The sequence below is a fragment of the Kineosporia rhizophila genome, from assembly GCF_021277265.1.
Taxonomy (GTDB): Bacteria; Actinomycetota; Actinomycetes; order Actinomycetales; family Kineosporiaceae; genus Kineosporia; species Kineosporia rhizophila.
Genome location: NZ_JAJSOH010000008.1, coordinates 116,222 through 131,295 on the forward strand (window position 1 = coordinate 116,222; position 15,074 = coordinate 131,295).

13 protein-coding genes are annotated in these 15,074 nt (G+C 71.1%); 8 read left to right on the forward strand and 5 right to left on the reverse strand.

Features of this window, described 5'->3' with window-relative positions; all coding sequences use genetic code 11:
• Nucleotides 1-31: 31 nt before the first annotated feature.
• The 5 genes from LWF15_RS14370 to coaA all read right to left on the reverse strand — a co-directional run bounded on the left by LWF15_RS14370 (nt 32) and on the right by coaA (nt 5,141).
• Nucleotides 32-1,555 (reverse strand): hypothetical protein, encoded by a 1,524-nt coding sequence (locus tag LWF15_RS14370; protein ID WP_232811281.1) that lies wholly within the window; start codon nt 1,553-1,555, stop codon nt 32-34.
• Nucleotides 1,555-2,043 carry a SigE family RNA polymerase sigma factor gene (locus LWF15_RS14375; RefSeq protein WP_232811283.1) on the reverse strand — a complete coding sequence of 163 codons (489 nt, stop codon included), beginning with the start codon at nt 2,041-2,043 and terminating at the stop codon, nt 1,555-1,557. Before LWF15_RS14375 ends, LWF15_RS14370 begins: the two co-directional genes overlap by 1 nt.
• 115 nt (nt 2,044-2,158) lie before the next feature.
• Complete coding sequence (locus tag LWF15_RS14380) at nt 2,159-3,571, reverse strand: hypothetical protein (RefSeq protein ID WP_232811285.1); 1,413 nt, start codon at nt 3,569-3,571, stop codon at nt 2,159-2,161.
• Nucleotides 3,568-4,140, reverse strand: coding sequence for a SigE family RNA polymerase sigma factor (locus tag LWF15_RS14385; protein ID WP_232811287.1), 573 nt, complete (start codon nt 4,138-4,140; stop codon nt 3,568-3,570). The genes LWF15_RS14380 and LWF15_RS14385 overlap by 4 nt, the downstream gene beginning before the upstream one ends.
• An 83-nt stretch (nt 4,141-4,223) precedes the next feature.
• On the reverse strand, nt 4,224-5,141 hold the full coding sequence (gene coaA, locus LWF15_RS14390; RefSeq protein WP_352396443.1) for a type I pantothenate kinase: 918 nt from the start codon (nt 5,139-5,141) through the stop codon (nt 4,224-4,226).
• A gap of 270 nt (nt 5,142-5,411) precedes the next feature.
• Here coaA and glmS point away from each other — a divergent pair, with 270 nt between their 5' ends.
• The 8 genes from glmS (at nt 5,412) to tsaD (ending at nt 14,925) form a co-directional block, all read left to right on the forward strand.
• Nucleotides 5,412-7,274, forward strand: coding sequence for a glutamine--fructose-6-phosphate transaminase (isomerizing) (gene glmS, locus LWF15_RS14395; RefSeq protein ID WP_232811292.1), 1,863 nt, complete (start codon nt 5,412-5,414; stop codon nt 7,272-7,274).
• A gap of 111 nt (nt 7,275-7,385) precedes the next feature.
• Nucleotides 7,386-8,927, forward strand: a complete 1,542-nt coding sequence (locus LWF15_RS14400) for an NAD(P)H-hydrate epimerase (protein ID WP_232811294.1) — start codon at nt 7,386-7,388, stop codon at nt 8,925-8,927.
• Nucleotides 8,928-9,625: 698 nt separating this feature from the next.
• Nucleotides 9,626-10,819, forward strand: coding sequence for an alanine racemase (gene alr, locus LWF15_RS14405; protein WP_269810154.1), 1,194 nt, complete (start codon nt 9,626-9,628; stop codon nt 10,817-10,819).
• A gap of 12 nt (nt 10,820-10,831) precedes the next feature.
• Nucleotides 10,832-12,184: an alpha/beta fold hydrolase gene (locus tag LWF15_RS14410; protein ID WP_232811298.1), complete on the forward strand. Its 1,353-nt coding sequence runs from the start codon at nt 10,832-10,834 to the stop codon at nt 12,182-12,184.
• Nucleotides 12,181-12,729: a tRNA (adenosine(37)-N6)-threonylcarbamoyltransferase complex ATPase subunit type 1 TsaE gene (gene tsaE / locus LWF15_RS14415; protein ID WP_232811308.1), complete on the forward strand. Its 549-nt coding sequence runs from the start codon at nt 12,181-12,183 to the stop codon at nt 12,727-12,729. Before LWF15_RS14410 ends, tsaE begins: the two co-directional genes overlap by 4 nt.
• 12 nt (nt 12,730-12,741) lie before the next feature.
• Complete coding sequence (tsaB, locus tag LWF15_RS14420; protein ID WP_232811309.1) at nt 12,742-13,419, forward strand: tRNA (adenosine(37)-N6)-threonylcarbamoyltransferase complex dimerization subunit type 1 TsaB; 678 nt, start codon at nt 12,742-12,744, stop codon at nt 13,417-13,419.
• An 11-nt stretch (nt 13,420-13,430) separates the two neighbouring features.
• Nucleotides 13,431-13,868: a ribosomal protein S18-alanine N-acetyltransferase gene (gene rimI, locus LWF15_RS14425; protein ID WP_232811310.1), complete on the forward strand. Its 438-nt coding sequence runs from the start codon at nt 13,431-13,433 to the stop codon at nt 13,866-13,868.
• 10 nt (nt 13,869-13,878) lie between these two features.
• Nucleotides 13,879-14,925, forward strand: coding sequence for a tRNA (adenosine(37)-N6)-threonylcarbamoyltransferase complex transferase subunit TsaD (gene tsaD / locus LWF15_RS14430; protein ID WP_232811311.1), 1,047 nt, complete (start codon nt 13,879-13,881; stop codon nt 14,923-14,925).
• Nucleotides 14,926-15,074: the final 149 nt, after the last annotated feature.

Consider the following 15,074-nt stretch of genomic DNA (forward strand, 5'->3'; position numbering starts at 1 on the left):
CCGCCCCTCCGGTCGTCCTCAGGTTGTTCTCTCAGGGACGTACCGAGGTGCCGTCTCCCTCGAAGGTGCCGATCTCCTGCGAGGTCTGGCTGCTCTCGTCCCACGGCTGCGGCGTGATCTCGCCGAGCGTCTTCCCGTTCCCGTCCTTGGCCACCACCGTCAGTTCGCCCCCGGCGTTCCGGAGACTGTCGTCATTCGGCCTGATCAGCGTGACCACGCGTCCGCGGGCGGTGTAGAGGATGACGTCGGAGCCGATCTTGATGCGCTCGGTGTTCTTCGGGAGCACGAGCATCACGTAGACCTTGTCCGTGTTCTCCGGGGTGGCCGACACCCCCATCATCACGGCGTCCTCCGAACTCGCGACCGCCTGCATGCTGCCGTGCCAGGTGGTCTCGTAGTCCTGGTCACGCGACATCCGCAGGGTGAAACCGGCCACGTAGACGTCCCCACCGGTGCGCAGCACGGTCGCCGCCGAATGCCAGTCCGAGTCCTTGCCGTCCGGCCAGCCCCCGGCCAGCACCGGCACGTCGTCGCCACCGGCCCGCTGCTCACCCAGGCTGCCGCTGAGCGACTCCAGATCGGCCGGATCGGTGCCCTCCTCGGCGACCTCGGTGAGGTCGTAGCCCGGAGCCCGGCTCAGGACGGTGCCGCCGGCCCGTTCGCCCTCGGCGGACAGCAGTTCGATCTCGGAGAACCGGTACTCGGCCTCGGTGACCGGCCCGGCCCACACCGAACTGGACCGCGGGTCCTCGGCCCCGATCTGCGGCACCTCGGTGCGGTCCACCGAGGCCTCGAGCGGACCCGTCCGGTCGGTGAACACGCGGTCGGTGGTGACCTGTGCCGAATCGACACCCATGGGTGCGACGACCATCACGACCGCCTCGGCCGGGTCGTCGGTGGGCGACTCGAAGACCGTCAGCGGTTCGTAGGGCACCACGTCCGGAACGTCCGGCGCCCCGGCCGAGCCGGTCATGTCCAGCTCCTCCGCCGACGCCCCGGCCCGGCCCAGCCACAGGTCCCGGCCCCAGTACGTCTCGCCCTTCTTCTGCCAGCTGTAGAGAACGACCGCGAAGCGGGCCCGGTCCTCGATGTCCCCGGCCGCCACCACCCGGACGTCTTCGTCGGCGATCTTGGGGATGTCGGAGAAACGCCAGCTGTCGTCCTCCTGGAGCCGCTGCCGCAGACTCGCCAGCCAGGTCTCGTCCCCGGCCAATGAGCCGATGGTCTGCTCCGGGTAGCCGGCCTCTTCCGGGGTGGACGGCTCGTCCGTCACCTGCACCTCGGGGGCCTGGCTGGAGGTGAACACCGGCGTCGGACCGCTGGGAACCCCTTGCTGGTCGGCCTGATTCGCGCCACCGCCGGCCAGCAGGTCCACGGCCACCACCACCGCGGCCACTGCCCCGGCCAGGGCGACCCCGCCGTAACGGGTGGCGCGCCGGCGACGGATCGCTGCGTCCACCCGGGGGAACGGCCGGCTGCCGACGGTCTCGTGCCCGGCCAGCTGCCGGAACTCCTCGGCCAGGTCTGCCGACAGGCCGTGCTCGTCCTGCTTCATCACCGCGCTCCTTCCGTCGTCGCCAGGGCCACCCGCAGCTTCGCCACCCCGCGGCTGGACGCGCTCTTCACCGTGCCGGTCGAGCAGCCGATCAGCCGCGCGGTCTCGGCCTCGGAACAGTCCTCGAGATAGCGCAGGGCCACCGCCGCGCGCATCAGCGGAGGCAGCGAGCGCAGGGCGGCGATCAGCTGCTCGTTGCGGGTACGCAGCTCGGGCTCGTACCCCAGGGCCGGTGCGGGCGCCGACTCCAGCGGCACCTCGCGGATCCGGCGCTTACGGCGCCACGACAGGGCCGCGTTGACCACGGCCTTGCGCACGTACGGCTCGGGATTCTCGTCCCGGATGTGGTGCCGGCGTTGATGCACCTTGGCCAGAGCCTCCTGCACACAGTCCTCCGCGATGCCGCGGTCGACCGTGATCAGGTAGGCGCTCTGCACCAGGGCGGGCCACCGCGCAGCGACGAACTGCCTGAAGGCTTCGTCGTCCATGTACGCGTCCTTCTCCCATGACCGGAAACGGTTTGCTGGGGAGTCATACGCAGCCGGGGTCGTTCAGGTTGCTCGAGTCACCTTCCCGGTTCCCCGGGAAGGTGACTCGAGTCTTTCAGAAGGTGTCGGCCGGGGTGACCTCGCCGATCACCTTGCCGGCGGCATCGCGGGCCTGGACCTGGGGCACGTCGTCCGGGTCCTTCTTCGCCGGCACCTCGATCACGGCTACCCGGTCGGTCACCTCGGCGCTGAACGATCCGGCCTGGACCGTGACGGCGTTCTCGGGAGCCATCACCACGTACCGGTGCACCTTCTGGTGACGCACCCGCATCGCAGTCATCACCTCGTCGGCGTCCGGGCCCGCCGCGAGCGTGCCGCCGCTGCTCCAGTGGGTGGCCTGGGCGGCGCGACCACGGACGAACTCGGTCAGGGCCCACAGGTAGGCACCGCTGGGTGCGCGCATCAGCCCGACGCCGACCCGGCCGCCGTTGTCCAGCCGCTGGTAGGCCGCATAAAGCGGTTCGTTCGCCACGTCCGGCCCGACCGAGCCTGCCAGGTACTTCCGGAAGGCCTGCTGCAGTCCGGAGAGATCGCGCCAGGTGGTGCCTTCCGGGGCGACCGGAATGAAGTGCGACTCGGCGGCATACTCGTTCGGTGCGCTGCCGTACCCGGCATCGGCCTCGTGATACGGGGTCAACGACGCGCCATCCACCCAGACGTCGCCCACGGCGAACTCGGCGTCGTCGACAGAGGCGGCCCAGACACCGTCGGCCACCGAGGGAAGTTCGCGGAACCGGTCGCTGAACCCGCCGTCCGCCTGAACGTCGCGCCCGGTGACAACGGAGACGGAGTCGGCCTTGACAGCCAGGACGATGACGATCGGGTCCTCCTGCTCGGCCGGGTCGGCGGTCAGGATGTTGGCCCGGTCACCGGCCCGGCTGAATGCAGCGACCGGACCGGTGGGCACCCCGTCGTCCTCTCGGTCCGACGGGCCGTGCGGCTGCATCGCCTCCGGCTCGTCCCCGGGCCGGCCGTACCAGAGTTGGCGCACCCACTGGCCGTCCTGGGTGGGGAAGAGGATCAGGGTGTAGCGGACCTTGCCTTCGATGTCACCGGCGGCCACCACCCGGACGTCCTCGGCCGAAATGCCTTCCCATTCAGCCTGATTGCGTCGCGCAGCCACTGCGCGCAGTTCGTCCACCCAGCCGGTGTCGTCGGCCAGCGAGCCCGACGTCTCTGTCGGGTACCCGGCCTCCTCCGGGGTCTGAGGCTTTTCATTGCTGTTCGACGGGGCAGCGGCGTCCGGGCGGCCCAGCAGGTCGCCCCCCACCACGAACCCCATCGCAATGACCACGGTCATGACGGTGGCGGCGGCGACACCGCCGATGCGGGTGATCCGGTCGCGCCGGATCGCCCGGTCCACTGCCGGGTACGGACGGGTGCCCTGGGTACGTCGGTCGGCCAGCCCATGGAGCCGGGTCGCCAGACCTGTGGGCAGCCCCTGCTCGTGTGCCTGCGGCTCGGTCATCGGGTTCCCTCCACGAACCTGAACATCTGCGACTGCGGTCCCTCCGGGTCGATCAGCTCGGCCCGGGGCGAAGGTGCGGGTGGTCCCGGCTCGCCGAGTGCGGCGCGCAGGCGGGCGATTCCCCGGCTGCTTGCACTCTTGACTGCGCCTACGGAACAGCCCAGCAATTGGGCGGTCTCGCTCTCGGATCGGTCTTCCAGATAACGCAGCACCACGGCGGCGCGCATCTGGGGCGGGAGCGAGCGCAGCGCGGCCACCAGTTGGTCGTCCGCGTCCAGCATCGACAAAGACACCGGATCGTCCGCCCTCGGGGAACCTGCGTGCTCCAGCGGTACCTCGCGCAGACGGCGCTTACGCCGCCACGACAACGCCGCGTTCAGAACGGCCTTACGTACGTAGGCCTCCGGGTTGTCCACCGCAACGCGTCTCCAGCGGCGGTGCACCCTGGTCAGCGCCTCCTGCACGCAGTCCTCGGCGATGCCGCGGTCCAGCGTGACCAGGTAGGCGCTCTGCACCAGGGCCGGCCAGCGGGCGTTGACGAACTGGCGGAAGCCGGTCTCGTCATTCATCAGGTCGGCCGCATCCTTTCCCTTGCCTCACGATCGGTGTTGATTCACACGCCGGGAGGCCGGGGGCAGGTTGCCTGAGGCGGCTACAGCTTGCGCAGCCGGATCCGCCGGGCGGCGTGGTCGGCGCCCTTGGTCAGGATCAGGGTGGCCCGGCCCCGGGTCGGCAGAACGTTCTCGACCAGGTTCTTCTCGTTGATCTCGCGCCAGATCCGCTCGGCCGTGGCCACCGCCTCGGAGTCGGACAGCACGGCGTAGCGGTGGAAGTACGACTCCGGGTGGGTGAACGCGGTCTCGCGCAGACGCAGGAACCGGTTCACGTACCACTTCCGCACCTGGTCGGTGTGGGCGTCCACGTAGATCGAGAAGTCGAAGAAGTCGCTGACCGCCAGGCCCTGCCGGCCGTCGGCGCGCACCCGGGCCGGCTGCAGCACGTTCAGGCCCTCCACGATCAGCACGTCCGGCCGCCGCACCACGACCTGTTCACCGGGCACGATGTCGTAGGTCAGGTGCGAGTACACCGGGGCCTTCACCTCGGGCTTGCCGGACTTCACGTCGGCCACGAAGCGCAGCAGCCGGCGCACGTCGTACGACTCCGGGAAACCCTTGCGGCTCATCAGCCCGAGGCGGTCCAGTTCGGCGTTGGGGTGCAGGAAACCGTCGGTGGTGACCAGCTCCACACTCGGGGTGCCGGGCCAGCGGGTCAGCAGCTCGCGCAGGATGCGGGCGGTGGTGGACTTGCCCACCGCCACCGACCCGGCGATGCCGATCACGAACGGCGTCCGGGCCGGGGCCTCCTGCAGGAAGGTGGAGGTGGCCTGGTGCAGTTGGGCGGTGCCGGCCACGTAGAGGTTCAGCAGCCGGCTCATCGGCAGGTAGATCTCCTCGACCTCACGCAGGTCGAGCAGGTCGCCCAGACCGCGCAGGCGGTCCACGTCGTCCTCGGTGAGGGTGAGCGGGGTGTTCGCCCGCAGCGCCCGCCAGGCCTCCCGGTCCAGCTCCACGTAGGGGGTGCTGTTGGTGGTGACAGCCCGGTCGGATCGGGCGCCGGCGCCTTCGTGGCGTTCCGGTGCACTCAGGGGGTCCAGGCGCCTCTGCACGGCAGACATTGTGCCCCTCGGGGTAACGGCCAGGGTCCGGCCTGGTTACGGCCTATCTCACATTCACCGGCGGTATCAGGCCGGTGACGGAAAGCGGCCGTCGATGGGGGTGATCGGGCTAACCGCCACCGAACGTGCTCTGAGCCCTCGGCGGGCCGACTAGAGTTCGCAACCATGTGCGGAATCGTGGGCTACGTGACGGATCCGGCCTCGGCGAACCCGGGGGCGCTCGACGTCGTCCTGGAAGGCCTGCGGCGCCTGGAGTACCGGGGTTACGACTCCGCCGGGGTCGCCCTGCAGATCGACGGCCAACTGTGGACGGAGAAGCGCTCGGGCAAGCTGGCCCGGCTCGAGGAGGCCCTGCAGGCCGCGCCCCCGGCGGCCGCGACCACCGGCATCGGGCACACCCGGTGGGCCACCCACGGCGGCCCGACCGACGCCAACGCGCACCCGCACCTGGCCGGTGGCGGCCGGGTGGCCGTGATCCACAACGGCATCATCGAGAACTTCGCCGTGCTGAAGGCCGAGCTGGCCGCCGACGGCGTGGAGTTCCTCAGCCAGACCGACACCGAGGTGGCCGCGCACCTGCTGAACGCGGCCTACACCACCAGCGGCGACCTGACCGAGGCGATGCGCCTGGTGGCCAACCGGCTCGAGGGCGCCTTCACGCTGCTGGCCGTGCACGCGGACGTGCCCAGCACGGTGGTCGGCGCGCGCCGCAACTCGCCGCTGGTGGTCGGGGTCGGCGAGAACGCGAACTACTTGGGCTCGGACGTGGCGGCCTTCATCGGCCACACCCGCGAGGCGATCGAGCTCGGCCAGGACCAGATCGTTACGATCACCCCGGCCTCGGTGTCGATCGTCGGCTTCGACGGCGTCCCGGTCGAGGGCAAGGCCTTCCACGTGGACTGGGACGCGGCCGCGGCGGAGAAGGGCGGCCACCCCTCCTTCATGGCGAAAGAGATCATGGACCAGCCCCAGGCGGTGGCCGACACCCTGCTCGGGCGCACCGACGTGGCCGGCAACCTGGTGCTGGACGAGCTGCGGATCGACGAGTCGGTGCTGCGCACGATCGACAAGATCGTGGTGCTGGCCTGCGGCACCTCGGCCTACGCGGGCATGGTGGCGAAGTACGCGATCGAGCACTGGTGCCGGATCCCGACCGAGGTCGAGCTGTCGCACGAGTTCCGCTACCGCGACCCGGTGGTGAACGCTCGCACGCTGGTCGTGGCGATCTCGCAGTCCGGCGAGACGATGGACACGATCATGGCGATCCGGCACGCCCGCGAGCAGGGCGCCAAGGTGGTCGCGATCTGCAACACCCACGGCTCGACCATCCCGCGCGAGTCCGACGCGGTGCTCTACACCCACGCCGGCCCGGAGATCGCGGTCGCCTCGACCAAGGCCTTCCTGGCCCAGATCACCGCCTGCTACCTGCTCGGCCTCTACCTGGCCCGGGTGCGCGGCAACAAGTTCCCCGACGAGCTGCGCGAGATCCTGGCCCAGCTGCAGGCCATGCCGGAGAAGATCCAGAAGGTGCTGGACGGCCTGGAGCAGGTCCGCACCATGGCCCGGTGGATGGCCGACACCCGCTCGGTGCTGTTCCTCGGCCGGCACGTCGGCTTCCCAGTGGCGATGGAGGGTGCGCTCAAGCTCAAGGAGCTGGCCTACATCCACGCCGAGGGCTTCGCCGCGGGTGAGCTCAAGCACGGCCCGATCGCCCTGATCGAGCCCGGCCAGGCGGTCTTCGTGGTCGTGCCCTCGCCCCGTGGGCGGGACTCGCTGCACTCCAAGGTGGTCTCCAACATCCAGGAGATCAACGCCCGGGGTGCGCGCACCATCGTGATCGCCGAAGAGGGCGACACCGACGTGGTGCCGTACGCCAGCGAGGTGATCTACGTCCCGCAGACGCCCACGCTGCTGGCCCCCCTGGTCACTGTCGTCCCGCTGCAGGTGTTCGCCTGCGAGCTGGCCACGGCCAAGGGCCTGGACGTCGACCAGCCCCGCAACCTGGCCAAGTCGGTCACCGTCGAGTAGGTCCGGTCCGGCACCGCTGCATCGCGCGTGTGGGTGACGTGCGTCGCCCGTTCTGCCGGGTCCGAGCCGGGGGAGAGGTGCGCGGCCGCCGTCTGTTGCTTAGATGGGCGGATGAGGAGTGCGAACCCAAAGGCGGGCCGCCACCAGCATGGTCCTGCGGCCTACCCCGTCGAGGACCTGCGTAAGGCCGAGCAGCAGGTGATGGCCACCCTTCCGGAGGGGGCCCTCATGCAGAGGGCCGCCGCCGGGCTGGCCGTGAGCTGCGCCCGAGTGCTCCGGGAACGCACCGGAGGGGTGTCCGGCCGCAGGGCCGTGCTCCTGGTGGGCCCCGGCGACAACGGTGGTGACGCGCTCTACGCCGGCGTCCGGCTGGTCGGCCGGGGCGTGGCCGTCACCGCGCTGCTGACCTCCGAAAAGGTGCACGGCGCAGGCATCCACGCGCTCGCGGCGGCCGGCGGTCGCTGCGTCGAGGTCGGCCCCGAGACGGCGGTCGAGGCCTGGACCCACCTGGAGGCGGCCGACCTGGTGGTCGACGGCCTGCTGGGTCTGGGCGGCCGCCCGGGCCTGCGCGAACCGGCGGCGGGCCTGGTCGACCGGATCCCCGACCACGCCGCAGTGGTGGCCGTGGACCTGCCCAGCGGGGTGGACCCGGACACCGGCGCCACCGGCTCCTCGCACGTCTGGGCCGACCTGACCGTGACCTTCGGCGCCGCCAAGGCCTGCCTGCTCCTGCCCCCGGCCAGTGCTGCCGTGGGTGACCTGGAGATCGTCGACATCGGCCTGACCCCCCACCTGCCGCACGAGCCCCTGGTGCGCCGACTGGCGGCGGCCGACGTGGCCCGGCTCTGGCCGGTGCCACCGCCGAGCGCAGACAAGTACCGGCGTGGGGTGCTCGGCGTAGTGGCCGGTTCCGCCGGCTACCCCGGCGCGGCCGTGCTCGCCGTCGCCGGTGCGCTGCGTACCGGCGTGGGCATGATCCGCTACGTAGGGCCGAAAGACGCCACGGCGGCCGTGCGCTCCGCCTGGCCGGAAGTGGTCGCCGGCCCCGGCCGGGTGCAGGCTTGGCTGCTCGGCTCCGGCGTCGTGCCCGAGGCCAACGACGACCAGCCCGAGGCCATCCACACCGCGCTGGAGTCGGGCCAGCCCTGCCTGCTCGACGCGGGAGCCCTCGGACTCTTCCCCGAGGAGTTGCGCGCCCACACCGACTCCAGCGGCGGCGTCCCCGACCGCTCCGACCGGCTGCTGCTCACCCCGCACGCGGGCGAGCTGGCCCGGCTGCTCACCGAACTGGGCGAGGAGGTGCACCGCGAAGAGGTAGAGGTGCAGCCCTACCGCCACGCCCACGCCGCAGCCCGGCTGACCGGCGCGACGGTGCTGCTGAAGGGCTCGACCACACTGGTGGTCCGGCCCGACGGTCACGCTCGCAGCCAGGCCGAGGCCCCCTCCTGGCTGGCCACCGCCGGGGCCGGCGACGTGCTCGCCGGGATCGCCGGGGCCCTGCTGGCCAGTGGACTGAGCCCGTTCGACGCAGGCAGCGTGGCTGCGTACGTACACGGGAAGGCTGCCGGGCGGGCTTCAGGTGGTGGACCGATCACGAGCATGGACGTGGCGGAGCAGGTTTCGTCGACGGTGGCGGGTCTGCTGCGGCACTGAGGACCCGCAGTGGTCGTCGCCTTCTCCCTGATCGCCGGCGGTGCACACAACCTTGAGCGGCGGACGGCCCTTGAGCGGCGGACGACCCTTGAGCGGCGGACAACCCTTCAGGGGCAGGCGGCCGTGAGGGGCGGACAACCCGTGAGGGGCAGGCGGCGGTGAGGGGCAGGCGGCCGTGAGCGGCAGGCGGCCTCGAGCGCAGACAACCCGAGAACGTTTGGAAAGTCGCGGCCCGATCGGCGCAGCCCAGACCGCCACCGGGTGCTGGTGCCGGTGCTCTGCAGTCGGCGTGCACTTCCAGGTCACGACCACGACCCACGTTCACACCATGCCCGTCCCTCCAGCCGGCGCGAGCACCTCACACCGGCCGCCCACAGACGCACAGACAGAGACCTGGCCGGGGAAGGGGATACGAAGGAAACGATTCCCGGTAAATCAATAAAGCCTAGGGGTCCAAAGTTTACGGATCGTCGCATCCATCCTTAGATCAAACTCCTTGCCCCCCTGCTTCGGCGTTTCGCGCCCCCCGAGGGAGCAGGGCTGAATCCTTGAGCAACCCCGAACGGCACCACGGCGAGCACTCGCCCCGGGCCGGAGGATCTGAGGACCTGGCGACCTGGGGACCTGGCGACCTGGGGACCTGAGGGCTTGGGGGCCTGAGCGGCAAACCCGCACATCGGCTGCGACAATCGGCGGTTATGAGCGTGCCCACGTCGAGCCCCCGCATCGCCTTGCCTCCGGGGCTTCCCTCGGCCGCGGTGGTCGACCTGGACGCCATCGCCGACAACGTCCGGGCGCTGCGCGCGCACGCGCCAACGGCCCAGGTCATGTCCGTGGTCAAGGCCGACGCCTACGGACACGGCCTGGTGCCGAGTGCCCGTGCTGCGCTCGCCGGGGGAGCGGCCTGGCTCGGCACCGCCCAGATCACGGAGGCGCTGCAGCTGAGGGCGGCCGGCGTCACTGCGCCGGTGCTGTCCTGGCTCATCGTCCCGGGCGACAGCTTCGCTGCGGCGGTCGGGCAGGACGTCGACCTCGGGGTCAGTGCGAGCTGGGCGCTGCGGGAGATTGCTGATGCGGCCCGCGAGGTCGGCCGCCCGGCCCGGTTGCACCTCAAGGTCGACACCGGCATGAACCGCAACGGCGTCACCCTGGCGGAGTGGCCCCAGCTGGTCGAGGACGCGCTGAAACTGCAGGCAGAGGGTCTCGTCTCGGTGGTCGGTGCCTTCTCCCACTTCGTCGAGGCGGACAGCCCCGGCTCGGCCGTGAACCAGGAACAGCTGAAGCGTTTCGGCACTGCGATCGACCTGGCCACCGCGGCCGGGGCCCGGTTCGAGGTGCGGCACATGGCCAACTCGCCGGCCTTGCTCAGCGATCCCGACTCACACTTCGACCTGGTCCGGCCGGGTCTGGCGGGCTACGGCGTGAGCTCGTTGCCCGGCCGCCCGCCGCAGGAGTTCGGCCTGCGGCCGGCCATGACGCTGCTGGGCCGGGTGGCCAACGTCAAGCAGGTGGCGGCCGGGCAAGGAGTCTCCTACGGGCACGCCTACACCACCTCGGCCGACACGGAACTGGCCGTCGTGCCGCTCGGCTACGGCGACGGAATCCCGCGGCACGCCAGCAATTCCGGGCCGGTTCAGCTCGCCGGCCAGACCTTCCGGATCGCCGGCCGGGTGTGCATGGACCAGGTGGTGGTGGACCTGGCCCCGAACGGGATCGGCAAGGTTGCAGCCGGGGACGTGGCGGTGCTCTTCGGTGGCGCCCCGGGTGAGCCGACGGTGCAGGACTGGGCCGAGGCGGCTGACACCATCGGCTACGAGATCGTCACCCGGATCGGCAGCCGCGTGCCCCGGCTCTACGTCGGGTCGGCCGGCACCGAACCGGACCAACGCTAGGACGGCACCGGCATGATCCAGAAGAAACCGCAGCAGCCCGCCCCGCAGCCCGTCATCGTCTCGCCCGACCCCACCGCCGTACGCCCGAACTACTGGCGTCCCGAGCGCACTGCCCTGGCCTTCGGGGTGGGGTTGGCCGCCACCGGAGTCGGCGCGGTGCTCGGACTGGCCGCCGAGCGCGCTCAGGTGGCCCGCATGCTGCGCGGAGCCCAGGCCGAGCAGGTCTCCCTGATCGACGAGGAAACTGACGGACGTGGCGGGCCGCCTCTGGGCTCTCTGCGCGGCCAGGCGCGGGTCGTGTTGAGCGGTGAGGTCCCGCTGCACGTCGAGGTGGACGAGGCCGATCCGGACTGGGTGCACGAGCCGGCGGTGAATCGTCACGTGGACGATGCGGAAGGCGAGCCAGGGCCCAGCGAACCGGGCCTGACCGTCGTCCTCTCGCACGGCTATTCGCTCAGCCTGGACGCCTGGCACTACCAGCGCCTGGCCCTGCGCGGCCGGTACCGGCTGGTGCTGTGGGACCAGCGCGGGCACGGCCGCTCCGGCACCGGCGAACCCGGTTCGTCCACGATCGAGCAGATCGGCAAGGACCTCGGGGCCGTCATCGACGAGGTGGCGCCGCACGGCCCACTCGTCCTGCTCGGCCACTCGATGGGTGGCATGACGGTGATGTCCCTGGCCGAGCAGCGCCCCGAGCTCTTCGCCGAGCGGGTGGTCGGCGTCGGCCTGTTCTGCACCAGCGCCGGCGGCCTGGGCGCGCTCGACCTCGGCCTGTCCGGGCTGGGCCGGGCGATGATGACCGTCGCCCCCACCGCGGCCCGGCTGCTGGCCCGGCAGGGGAACCTGGTGGCTCACACCCGCCGGCTCGGCAGCGAGCTGGAAAGCCTTCTGGTGCGCCGCTACTCGTTCGCCTCCCCGGTGCCCGCCGAGCTCGTCCGGTTCTCCGCCGGGCTGATCGCACAGACCCGGATGGAAGTGATCTCCGACTTCCTGCCCACGCTCAGCAGCCACGACAAACGCGTCGCGCTGGCCGTGTTGAACGGCCGCGACCTGCTGGTCATGGCCGGCGAGAAGGACCTGCTGATCCCGCGGGCGCACAGCGACGACATCGTCGCCGAGCTGCCCGACGCCGACTACGTGGTGGTCCGCGACGCCGGGCACCTGCTGCCACTGGAGCACCCCCAGCTGGTCAACACGCACCTGGCCGAACTGCTCGCCGACGTCGCCGAGAAGACATCGGTACAGCCTCCGACTCGTCGGCGGGGCTGGGGACGTCGTACCGTGACCCCCGTACGTGAGCGGCGCCGTTCTCTGCGCGCGCCGTTCAGCACCGGAAACAGCGAACGAGGAGGCGGTCACAGGTGAGTGGGGCGCACCGTGCCGACCCGGCCGGGTCGGTCGACGAGCCGGCCGCGACCGTGACGTCCAGCGTGCCCTCGGCGGCCGCGATGCGCGAACTCGGCGAGCTGATCGCCGGGGTGCTGCGCCCCGGAGACCTACTGGTCCTCACCGGCGACCTGGGCGCGGGCAAGACCACGCTGACCCAGGGCATCGGCGCCGGGCTGCAGGTGCGGGGCGACATCACCAGCCCGACCTTCGTGATCGCCCGCGTGCACCCGGCCCTGACCGGCGGCCCGGCCCTGGTCCACGTCGACGCCTACCGGCTGGAGACGCTGTCCGAGGTGGACGACCTCGACCTGGATGCCGACCTGTCCGAGTCGGTCACCGTGGTCGAGTGGGGCGAGGGCCTGGTCGAGGGTCTGGCCTCGGACCGGCTCGAGGTCCGGCTGGCGCGCCCGCGCGGTGCATCCGGCCCCGACGACCCGGAGACCTCCGGCGACGAACCCCGCACGGTGCGGCTGCGTGGCTTCGGCCCCCGCTGGGCCGGTGTCGACCTGCCCTCGATCTGAGAGACCATCACGATGACCGAAGAGCTCACCCTGGCCCTGGACACCGCGTCGGCCACGGTCTCGGTCGCCCTGCACGACGGCGAACGAGTGCTGGCCGAGCGCGCCGGTGAGCAGGGCGGCAAACACGCTGAGCAGCTCACCCCGCTGATCGAGGCGGTGCTGGCGGAGAGCGGGCGTACCCGGGCGCAGCTCACCGGCGTCGTGGCCGGGGTAGGCCCGGGGCCCTTCACCGGGCTGCGGGTCGGCCTGGTCACCGCGAACGTGCTCGCCTACGCCCTCGAACTGGAGGTGAAGGGCGTCTGCAGTCTCGATGCAGTTGCCCTGGACGCAGTCCGGGCCGGGGCAACCGGCAGCTTCATCGCCGCGATGGACGCCCGCCGCCGCGAGGTCTACTGGGCCCGCTACGACGTCACCGAGATCGACGGGGTAAGCGTGCCCGTGCGTACGCAACTGCCCGAGGTGAGCGCCGCGGCCGACATCGAACTGCAAGGACTACGGGTGGCGGGCCGAGGCGCACTGCTCTACCCCGACGTCCTCAATCAGCCCTTGGAAGGTTCGCTCGACCCGTCCGCCGGAGCCCTGGCTTCCCTTGCGGCACTGGACAAACGCTTCGTGCTCGAGCCCGAGCCGCTGTATCTGAGGCGCCCCGACGCGCAGGCCAACATCAGCCGGAAACGCGTCCTGAAGTGAGACTGCGCCCGATGCGCTGGTGGGACGTCGAGGCCCTGATGCCGCTGGAGCGTGAGCTTTTCGGCGACACCGCGTGGTCGGCCGAGATGTTCTGGTCGGAGCTCTCGCACCCGGAGACCCGCTGGTACGTGGTGGCCGAGAACCCCGAGACAACGGACGTCCTTGGGTACGCAGGTCTGTTGGCGCCGGGTCTGGAGGCGGATGTGCAGACCGTCGCGGTAGCCCCGCACGCCCAGGGCCAGGGGATCGGGCGCGGGCTGCTCGACGCCCTCATCCACCAGGCCCGCGAGCGCGCCGCGACGTCGCTGCTCCTGGAGGTCCGGGCCGACAACGAAGCAGCGATCAAGCTGTACTCCGCCCGCGGTTTCGAGCGCATCGCGATCCGGCGCCGCTACTACCAGCCCGGCGACATCGACGCCTGGGTCATGCGACTACGTCCACTCACCTAGGGTAAGAACCGTGAGAGAAGAACCGCTCGTCCTCGGCCTGGAGACGTCCTGCGACGAGACCGGGGTGGGCATCGTCCGCGGCGGCACGCTGCTGGCCGACGCGGTGGCCTCCTCGGTCGAGGAACACGCCCGCTTCGGCGGGGTGGTTCCCGAGGTCGCCAGCCGCGCCCACCTCGAGGCGATGGTCCCCACCCTGCGCCGCGCCTGCGCCGACGCCGGAGTCACCCTGAACGACCTCGACGCCATCGCCGTCACCTCCGGCCCCGGCCTGTCCGGCGCGCTGATGGTCGGCGTGGCCGCAGCCAAGGCCCTTGCCCTCGCCCTGGGCAAACCCCTGTACGGCGTGAACCACCTGGCCGCCCACGTCGCCGTAGACATCCTCGAACACGGCCCCCTGCCCCAGCCGGCCGTGGCCATGCTGGTCTCCGGCGGCCACTCTTCGCTGCTGATGGTGCCGGACGTGACCTACGACGTGCAGCCCCTGGGCCGCACCATCGACGACGCAGCCGGCGAAGCCTTCGACAAGGTCGCCCGCTTGCTGGGCCTCGGCTTCCCCGGCGGCCCCCTCATCGACAAGGCCGCCCGCGAAGGCGACCCCGCCGCAATCCGCTTTCCCCGAGGCCTGAGCGCCGCCCACGACATGCGCGATCACCGCTTCGACTTCTCCTTCTCCGGCCTGAAAACTGCCGTGGCCCGCTGGGTCGAGCAGCAGGAGGCCGACGGCGTCAGCATCCCGGTCAACGACGTCTCAGCCTCGTTCCAGGAAGCCGTCGTCGACGTGCTCACCCGCAAGGCAGTCCTCGCCTGCCAGGAGAACGGCGTCGAGCACCTGCTGATCGGCGGGGGAGTGGCCGCCAACTCCCGCCTGCGCACGATGGCCCAGGAGCGCTGCGACAAGGCCGGCATCACCCTCCGCGTACCCCGCCCCAAGCTCTGCACCGACAACGGCGCCATGGTGGCTGCTCTCGGCGCCCGCATGGTCCAAACCGGCCGCACCCCCTCCGACCTCACCCTGCCCGCCGACAGTTCAATGCCGGTCACGCTCGTCCAGGCCTGAAAACCCCATTGAGGACGCCGGTGAGAGCCCCGTGGGCCTCTCGCCTGAGCGGCTGGTCCCGTGCTCTCCTTCTATTCTTCGGAATGTCGTCCTAAGGCTCTTCTGCTTCGATGCCGCAGACGTTGACTTACTGACTACCGAAGAGCACA